Origin of the sequence: Acinetobacter sp. SM1B (genome assembly GCF_003289665.1) — a bacterium.
Taxonomy (GTDB): Bacteria; Pseudomonadota; Gammaproteobacteria; order Pseudomonadales; family Moraxellaceae; genus Acinetobacter; species Acinetobacter schindleri.
In genome coordinates this window covers 2,001,348-2,010,694 of sequence record NZ_QMBM01000001.1, presented here as the reverse complement: position 1 = coordinate 2,010,694, position 9,347 = coordinate 2,001,348, and the positions used below count along the sequence as shown (strand labels likewise).

The window sequence follows — 9,347 nt, the reverse complement described above, 5'->3', positions numbered from 1 at the left end:
TGATCTAATGATCAAACAAAAACTTGATTTAGTGAACGCTAAAGAACAAAATACTGCAACTCAGATATATCTGTTAATAACTCATTTGACCAAGCAACGGCAAGCAAAGCAGCAATGCAAAGCGAATAAGACCAAATGCAAAGTCATACCAGTTGTGCTGGCGACCATAGCAAGAGTGAACCACCTGATCCCTTCCCGAACTCAGAAGTGAAACCTCTTAGCGCTGATGGTAGTGTGGGGTTTCCCATGTGAGAGTAAGTCATCGCCAGCTCATTATTCTAAACACCCCCTGTCAAATGACAGGGGGTGTTTTTTTATGGAATTTTTTAATTTATTTCGAATTTTTAAAAGCAAATAAGATCATTTGATAAAAATAAGATACTAATTAATATTAATATTTAAAATGAATAGCTTAAATAGTGCATAAAAAATACAAGGAATTGTATGTAATTTAACAAATCTATGTTATAAAAAAATAAAGCGGCATAAAAATTGCTTATAAAGCGCGGTTTGAATAATGAGGGGTAACAATGAAATTATCAGTGGGCTTAAAAGTTGCGAACTCGCTGTCATTAACTCCACAATTACAGCAAGCAATTCGATTATTGCAACTGTCAAGTCTGGAACTTGAACAGGAAATTCAGTTACAGCTAGATAGTAATCCTCTGCTGGAAAAAGTTGAAGAACAATCAAATTTAGAAAGTTTATCTACTTCTGAAGTTGAGCATGACCAAAAAGACTTAACCAATGAATTGAATGCAGATCATTTGCCTGATGATTTGCCTGTGGATACTGATTGGGATGATGTATATACCCATCAGCCCACTAGTTTAGGTGCAGCTGAATACGAAGAACGTGAGGATAATCGGCAGGGACATTTAAGCCTGCAGCAACATCTGATTGAACAGGTAAATCTGCTACATTTTTCTAAAATTGATAAGTTGATTGCACATTGCATTATCGACTCCTTGGACGATAAGGGCTTTCTTGAAGTCGAAATTTCGGAAATTACCACCTCAGTTCAACACTTGTTACAAAGCATGGGCTATGAGGAGGAAATTGAAGATGATGAAGTCCTTGTAGTACTCAAACATATTCAACGATTAGAGCCTATTGGTGTCGGTTCGCGCAATTTGGCTGAATGCCTGATGGTTCAGCTGGATAATTTGCCCGCTTCCACGCCTTGTCGTAATGATGCCATTAAGCTGCTACAGCATTATGAACTACTCATTACCAATGAATTACCTCGGCTGATTAAGCAAACTGGTTTGAATCCAGATCAGTTGCGCTGTGCAGTAGATTTACTTAAAACATTAAAACCCCATCCTGGTCTGGAATTTGAAGATCGCGAATCTGATTATCAGGTGCCCGATGTTGTCGTGTTGAAAAAGAATGACTGCTGGCAGGTAATGTTGAATCCTGACGTGATGCCAAAACTACGTGTAAATTCTTTTTATGCCAATATGATCCGTCGTGCTGATCAAAGTGATGACAATCAATATTTAAGAAACCAGATGCTGGAAGCAAAAAATTTCATTAAAAGTATCGATGAACGTCATAAGACTTTGTTAAAAGTAGCCACTTGTATTGTCCAACACCAAAAAGCTTTTTTAGAAATTGGTGCTGAAGGGATGAAACCTCTAGTATTACGTGATATTGCTGAAGAAGTGGAACTCCATGAATCAACAGTTTCCCGAGTAACAACCAATAAATACATGCTGACACCGCGTGGCCTTTTTGAATTGAAATATTTCTTTTCCAGTCATGTCGGTACGACTTCGGGTGGGGAAGCATCTTCAACTGCGATTCGTGCCAAGATTAAAAAATTGATTTCTGAGGAAAATATACGTAAGCCGTTGTCGGATAATGCAATTGCCAATATGTTAAAAGAGGAAGGTATTGATGTAGCAAGACGTACAGTCGCTAAATATCGTGAATCGTTACATATTCCTTCATCTTCTGAACGAAAGGTCTTGATCTAAGTTTTAAAATCTGACTATTCTAGAGATTCATCATGACACTATGATGAATCTCTTTTTCTTTTGAGGAACCGTAAAATGATTTGATCCAATTTCTGAACTGTAACCTTGCATTGGTTATTGTCATCGAATCATTGGACTGTGACTCGTCTAATCCTAACGAAGTTGAGGGATAGAACTATGCAAATAACAATTCGTGGACATCATTTATCTATTACGCCAGCAATTGAAGATACTATAAAAACAAAGTTCCAGCAGATGACTAAACATCTGGATCAAGTGAACAGTATGCAGGTTAAACTTTCAAAAGATCATCAGATTGATAAACGCTCTAAAAAAGGAAGCAGTAATCATATTGCGGAAGCGATTATCAGATTACCGGGAATCGAATTTTTTGCGCATGCCAATGCCGATGATATGTATACCTCGATCAAGCTTTTGACAGAAAAATTAAAAAAACAAATTGATCGATATCGAAAAATGAACCTGAATTATCAGCCATTGGCTTTATAATCGGGCAGAATGGAAAAAGAGGTTTTTAAAAGCCTCTTTTTTTATATATATAATGTATGTGACTAATGAATTATTTTTTTTATTTATAGTAAAATGATCCGTTTTACACCCTTAGTCCTATAAGAGGTCTTGTGATGAATAATGAACAGCTCGCTGAAATCTTAAAAGCCGCGTTCCCAGAGGCTGACATTGCTGTGAGTGGTCAGGGCGGCAAATATGATCTCCGTATTGTGGATGATCAATTCGATGGTAAGCGACCAGTTGCTCGACAACAAGCTGTTTATGCTCCTCTCAATTCTTATATCGCCAGTGGTGAAGTCCATGCCGTAACAATTCGCGCAATGACCAAAGAAGAATGGCGCAAAGCAAGCTTATTTGGAGCTTAATAGATTAATGGATAAATTTTTAATTCAGGGCGGCAATAAGCTCGAAGGTGAAGTGCGTATTTCCGGTGCGAAAAACGCAGCACTTCCACTACTGGCTGCAATGATTCTTGCAGATACTCCCATTACCTTGACCAATGTGCCTAATCTGAAAGATGTAAACACACTGGTTAAACTTATTGCCGGTCTCGGGATCACCATGAAATATGAAGGTGATACTGTTGTTGCGGATACTTCAACCCTGGATAACCAGTTTGCACCATATGAGTTGGTAAAAACTATGCGTGCATCCATTTTGGTGCTTGGTCCATTACTGGCGCGCTACAGTAGTGCACAGGTGTCTTTACCTGGCGGTTGTGCGATTGGTTCTCGTCCTGTTGATCAGCATTTAAAAGCTTTGGAAGCGCTTGGTGCTGAAATCCAGGTTGAAGCTGGTTATGTCCATGCCAAAGTTGATGGTCGTCTGAAAGGTGGCGAAGTTATCTTTGACATGGTGACCGTGGGTGGTACCGAAAATATTCTGATGGCGGCTGTGCTGGCAGATGGCGTAACGACAATCCGTAATGCAGCACGTGAACCTGAAATTACCGATCTTGCGCAAATGCTGATTAAAATGGGTGCCAAAATTGAAGGTTTAGACACAGATACGTTAGTTGTGACTGGCGTAGAAAGTCTGCATGGTTGTGAATATGCTGTGGTTGCTGATCGGATTGAAACCGGTTCATATCTGGCAGCTGCTGCGATCACAGGCGGTAAAGTAAAAACAACGAATACAGATCCAAACCTGCTTGAATCAGTATTGGAAAAATTTGAAGAAATGGGTGCAGAAGTTACACGTGGTGACGACTGGATCGAACTGGATATGATGGGTAAACGCCCGAAAGCTGTCAGCTTCCGTACTTTGCCGCATCCAGAATTTCCAACAGATATGCAGGCTCAGCTAATGGCAGTGAATGCAATTGGCCGCGGTTTTGCGACAATTTCCGAAACGATTTTTGAAAACCGTTTCATGCATGTTCCTGAATTGGCTCGTATGGGGGCGAATATTCAGGTGGAAGGTAATGATGCTGTGGTGACGGGTGTGGAAAAACTTTCTGCAGCACCAGTGATGGCGACAGATTTACGTGCTTCATTCTCTTTGGTACTGGCAGCGCTTGCCGCTGAAGGGGAAACAGTGATTGACCGTATCTATCATATTGACCGCGGTTATGAAGATGTCGAAGCGAAGTTACAAGGTTTAGGCGCCCAAATTAAGCGAGTAAGTTAATGAGCGATATGAGAAACGATGATCCAAACTTTGACGTAATGGGCAATTTTGATCATGGTTTAACTTTAGCATTAAGTAAGGGCCGTATTTTAAAAGAAACTCTACCGTTACTTGAAACGGCAGGTATTAACCTGCTGGAAGATCCGGATAAGTCTCGAAAGCTAATTTTCCCGACAACCCATAAACACGTTCGTATTCTGATTTTACGTGCTTCTGATGTGCCAACCTATGTTGAAAATGGCGCAGCAGACATCGGTGTGGCAGGTAAAGATGTGTTGATGGAGCATGGCGCGCAAAATGTCTATGAGCCATTAGATCTAAAAATTGCCAACTGTAAACTGATGACAGCAGGCAAGGTTGGTATGGAACGTCCGAAAGGCCGTCTTAAAATTGCGACTAAGTATGTGAATTTAACCCGTCAATATTATGCAAGCCTAGGTGAGCAGGTTGATGTGATCAAGCTTTATGGTTCTATGGAACTTGCACCACTTGTAGGTCTAGGCGATTATATTGTTGATGTGGTCGATACAGGCAATACACTTCGTGCCAATGGTCTTGAGCCACTGGAAGAAATTTGTAAAGTATCTTCACGTTTGATTGTCAATAAAGCCAGCTTTAAGCGTAAACAAGCATTATTGAATCCAATTTTGGCACAGCTTGAACAAGCTGTTGAAGCACGTGAACAATCGAAAAAAGCTTAATTTTTATCGTTCTAAAATACCGTCTGCAAGGACGGTTTTTTTATATCTAGGGTTTGATAGAGAATTTAGAGAAATCATCAATTTTACCGAATGCTATTTCCAATAAAACTCATGCTCAAGAAAGTAGATAGATAACCACAAAGCCTGTTAAAACAGGTAAACTAATCTTTTCCATATCAACCTTGTGGGTAAATTGATGCGACGTTTATCGACTCAAGATCAAAACTTCAAGCAGGTATTTGCTGACTTGTTAGCTTTTGAAACAGTGAGTGATCCTGAACTTTTAAAAACCGTAGATCAAATCATTGCTGATGTGCGTCAGCATGGTGATGCTCATGTTCTTAAACTTACTCAGCAGTTCGATCGACATCCAGCGCATCAATTTTCAGATCTGGAACTGACTCAAGAACAATTGAAAGCTGCCTTTGATGGTTTAACAGTTGAAGTGCGTGAAGCTTTAGAACTCGCTGCCAACCGTGTACGTGAATTCCACCAAGCACAAAAGCAAGATGGCTGGACCTATGTCGATGCTTTAGGTAATACCTTAGGTCAAAAAGTCACACCGCTGGATCGTGTGGGTATTTATGTACCGGGCGGTTTGGCATCGTATCCATCTTCAGTATTGATGAATGCAGTACCTGCCCATGTTGCAGGTGTACCTGAAATTATCATGGTGGTTCCTGCACCAAATGGTGAATTGAATCCATTGGTACTTGCAGCAGCATATTTGGCAGGCGTGACCCGTGTATTTACCATTGGTGGTGCGCAAGCGGTTGCAGCATTAGCCTATGGTACAGAAAGCATTCCATCTGTAGATAAAATCACAGGCCCGGGTAACCGTTTCGTTGCTGCGGCAAAACGTGCGGTATTTGGTCAAGTCGGTATCGATATGATTGCCGGACCTTCTGAAATTCTAGTGTATGCGGAAGGTGAAAATAATGCTGAGTGGCTGGCAATGGATTTATTGTCACAAGCTGAGCATGATACGGTTGCGCAAGCAGTATTCATTACACCTGATGAAGCGTTGTTGAATGCAGTTGGTGAATGGATTGAAAAACACTTAGAAGCTTTACCAAAAGCTGAGATCGCACGTACGTCTATCGAGAACCGTGGTGCACTGGTATTAGTGAAAGATCGTGCTGAAGGTGCTGAACTGATTAACCAAGTCGCGCCTGAACACTTAATGCTTTGTTTAGACGAAGCAGAAAAAATGGCTGAAGATATTCGTCATGCAGGTGCCATTTTCATGGGTCGTTATACGCCTGAAGCGATTGGTGACTACTGTGCAGGTCCAAACCACGTATTGCCAACCTCAGGTACAGCACGTTTTTCATCACCACTTGGTGTATATGATTTCCAAAAGCGTTCAAGCTTGATTATGTGCTCTGAACAAGGCGTGAAAACTTTAGCGAAAACTGCAGACATTTTGGCGCAAGAAGAAAATCTTGATGCACATGCACGTTCTGCACGTTATCGTTATCAGTAATTAAAAATATAAAACCTCTCCCTAACCCTCTCCTGAGCAAGTTTTAAAGCAGTGCTTTAAAACTTGCTCAGGAGAGGGAGATTACATGATTGAATTAATTATCTAGTAAAGCAATATGTAAGAGTTTGGAGATCCCTCTCCCTTCGGGAGAGGTTAGGAGAGGGCTAATAAGAGAACAAAGATGTCAAAGATCACCACAGAACAAATGCGTTTTTGGAGTCCTGAAGTACGTGAGCTTGAGCCGTACACACCAGGTGAACAGCCTAAAATCCAAAATCTTTTAAAATTAAATACCAATGAAAACCCATATCCACCGTCACCAAAAGTGGTGGAAGCGGTGCAGAATGTTTTAGCCAATGGTGCAGATGTCTTACGTTTGTATCCTGACCCTGATGCATCTGAACTGAAACAAGCGATTGCGAAACAGCAAAGTGTGCTAGTAGAAAATGTGTTTATGGGAAATGGCTCAGACGAAGTCTTAGCGCATATTTTCAAAGCATTCTTCGTTCAAGAATTGCCATTGCTTTATCCAGATATTACCTATAGTTTCTATCCTGTATACAGTCAGTTCTTTGGTGTCGAAACCAAAGTATTGCCGCTCAATGATGATTTTGAAATTGTAGTCGATGACTATAAACAGCCAAATGGCGGCATCATTATTACCAATCCAAATGCACCAACCAGTATTGCACTAGGTTTATGTGCAATTGAAGAAGTGCTTCAAGCTAATCCAAATTCGGTTGTGGTGATTGATGAAGCCTATGTGGATTTTGGTGCTGAATCTGCGGTGGTGTTGGTTGAGAAATACGACAATTTGGTGGTATGCCAAACCACGTCTAAGTCCCGCTCATTAGCAGGTCTACGGGTTGGATTTGCAATTGCACAGCCACACTTGATTGCTGCACTTGAAGCGGTAAAAAATAGTTTCAACTCTTATCCAATGGATCGTTTTGCCATTGCAGCAGCAGTAGCTTCCTTTGAAGACCAAGCTTACTTTGAAGCGCAAAATGCCAAAGTGATAGCGAGCCGTGAGAAATTGACAGCACAGTTAAAAGAACTTGGATTTAAAGTTTTACCATCGGCTGCCAATTTCATTTTTGCATCATTGCCAAGCAAAGATGCAGGTGAGTTAGCAGCTGAATTACGTAAACATGGTATTATCGTGCGCTATTTTAATAAGCCACGTATCAATCAGTTCTTACGTATTACTATTGGTACAGATGAGCAGAGTCAACGTTTGATTGATACATTGAAAAATGAGATTTTGATTTAAGTGAATCTATCCCTTGCGGAGCAGTGCTCCTCATCCTTTTATAAAAGGAAGGAACTCCTCCCCCTATAAAAGGTGAGAAGCATTGTTTCTCAAGGGGAGAGATTCATAAAAAAGCGACTCAATTGAGTCGCTTTTTTATTTATTTAGGTGTGTACCAAGTATTGAGTAGATTCAACATCGCTTCGACTTTATCAAAACATTCTTGGTATTCGGCATCGCAGTCTGATGAAATGGTAATCCCGCCACCAGCCCATAGTGACACCTCATTTTGGTATTTCTGTATTGAGCGGATCAGAATATTCCAGGAACCAGTGCCATCAAAATTAAAATACCCCATTGAGCCACAATACGCACCTCGTGGCGCACCTTCAAGTTCTTCAATAATTTGCATGGCACGAATTTTAGGTGCACCGGTAATAGATCCGCCAGGAAGGGCAGACATTAAAACATCAAATGGATTTACATCTTTTTTCAGGGTAGCTTGTACTTCACTGACCATATGATGAACTTGATTAAAGCTTTCAATATTGAACAGCTTTGGTGTTTTAACTGAGCCAGTTTCCGCATAAACACTCAAATCATTACGTAATAAATCTACGATCATCACATTTTCAGCTTGATCTTTTTCAGAATTTTTTAAAGTCTGTTTGGATTGCTCATCCAATATTGGATCTGTATAACGCGGCATCGTGCCTTTGATCGGTTTGGTAATAATCCGTCGCTCAGATTGAAAATCAATAAACAGTTCGGGTGAACAACTTAACAGCTCAAACTCTCCTACGCGTAAATAACCAGCATAAGGTGCATTGGTTAGTTGCCAAAATTGTTCTGCTGTAGCTAACACCGAGCCTTTAGCTTGTGCTGAAAATTCTTGAGTCAGATTGATCTGATAACAGTCACCAGCTTTGATATATTCCTGAACCTGACTGAAAGCCTCCTGATAAGCTGATTTATTCCAACGCGCTGTACATGGAGAAACTAAATTAAATTCAGACTTATCCTGCAATTGATCAAGTAAAGCCTGAATCTGCTGAAAAATATGTTCTGCTTGAGGATCACTACTCTTAAAAATCCATCCTTCACGACAAAGTTCTAAATAAGTAGAGAATTGCCCAATAAAAAATGCTGGCTGCTGGCGCTGTCTATAATGAACTTGCTGTTGAGCTGCGTAGTCATAAGAAATGAATCCGACAAAGCCGCCATTAAATCTTGTAGAGTCCGAGGTTGATTTAGACGTGAAATTAATAGTTAAATCTGGCGCAACGACTTCATACTGATTAAAAGAAACAGCCTGATAAGTTTGTATAATATCATCCTGTATAACTGTATAACGTTCAGCACAGCAGGCAATAAATGGCGTACCGTTGTCATATAAATATACAGCATGATCCAGGGAGCGCAATGCTTCCAAAATGGCATGCGGGGAACTATTTGAAGCAGACAGGAGATGTTGAAAAGTTAGGCTATGCATTCAGTTTAAAGCATTCAAGAGACTGAGATGATTCTATCTCAATTATCAAGAAAAATGAGGTAGAACTTGTATATACCGTTTATCGGTGAATAACGAAATGCGACCAACAACAGTTGAACAAAAAATGACACGCAGCTAATTTAGGGGGGCGAGCAAATCACTCAAGGATTAATTGTTCGTGCTGTCGTAAAATAAAAATACATCATGGACAAAGAGTGATTCACAACGGCTTTGTTGCACAAACCTATCTGTAAAGGCTTTTTTAGCGATATAA

General features: G+C 40.3%; 8 protein-coding genes and 1 rRNA gene. 8 read left to right on the top strand and 1 reads right to left on the bottom strand.

Annotated elements, in window-relative coordinates; genetic code table 11:
• The first annotated feature begins 156 nt into the window (after positions 1 to 156).
• From rrf to hisC, 8 genes are all read left to right on the top strand, one after another.
• A 5S ribosomal RNA gene (gene rrf, locus C8322_RS09740) occupies positions 157 to 271 on the top strand.
• A 259-nt stretch (positions 272 to 530) separates the two neighbouring features.
• Positions 531 to 1,982, top strand: a complete 1,452-nt coding sequence (locus tag C8322_RS09735; RefSeq protein ID WP_111810549.1) for an RNA polymerase factor sigma-54 — start codon at positions 531 to 533, stop codon at positions 1,980 to 1,982.
• Between the two features lie 177 nt (positions 1,983 to 2,159).
• Entirely contained in the window at positions 2,160 to 2,492 is a 333-nt protein-coding gene (gene hpf / locus C8322_RS09730) for a ribosome hibernation-promoting factor, HPF/YfiA family (protein WP_004814456.1), read from the top strand.
• A gap of 134 nt (positions 2,493 to 2,626) precedes the next feature.
• The gene (ibaG, locus tag C8322_RS09725; RefSeq protein ID WP_004814457.1) at positions 2,627 to 2,878 is read left to right on the top strand and encodes a BolA family iron metabolism protein IbaG; all 252 of its coding nucleotides are present in this window, start codon (positions 2,627 to 2,629) and stop codon (positions 2,876 to 2,878) included.
• 7 nt (positions 2,879 to 2,885) lie between these two features.
• Positions 2,886 to 4,142 (top strand): UDP-N-acetylglucosamine 1-carboxyvinyltransferase, encoded by a 1,257-nt coding sequence (gene murA, locus C8322_RS09720; RefSeq protein WP_111810548.1) that lies wholly within the window; start codon positions 2,886 to 2,888, stop codon positions 4,140 to 4,142.
• Positions 4,142 to 4,843 (top strand): ATP phosphoribosyltransferase, encoded by a 702-nt coding sequence (hisG, locus tag C8322_RS09715; protein ID WP_071321301.1) that lies wholly within the window; start codon positions 4,142 to 4,144, stop codon positions 4,841 to 4,843. The genes murA and hisG overlap by 1 nt, the downstream gene beginning before the upstream one ends.
• 184 nt (positions 4,844 to 5,027) lie before the next feature.
• Positions 5,028 to 6,329: a histidinol dehydrogenase gene (gene hisD / locus C8322_RS09710; RefSeq protein ID WP_111810547.1), complete on the top strand. Its 1,302-nt coding sequence runs from the start codon at positions 5,028 to 5,030 to the stop codon at positions 6,327 to 6,329.
• A gap of 181 nt (positions 6,330 to 6,510) precedes the next feature.
• Entirely contained in the window at positions 6,511 to 7,602 is a 1,092-nt protein-coding gene (gene hisC, locus C8322_RS09705) for a histidinol-phosphate transaminase (protein ID WP_111810546.1), read from the top strand.
• Positions 7,603 to 7,741: 139 nt separating this feature from the next.
• On the opposite strand, the gene pabB is transcribed toward hisC, so the two are convergent.
• Positions 7,742 to 9,073, bottom strand: coding sequence for an aminodeoxychorismate synthase component I (pabB, locus tag C8322_RS09700; RefSeq protein ID WP_111810545.1), 1,332 nt, complete (start codon positions 9,071 to 9,073; stop codon positions 7,742 to 7,744).
• Positions 9,074 to 9,347: the final 274 nt, after the last annotated feature.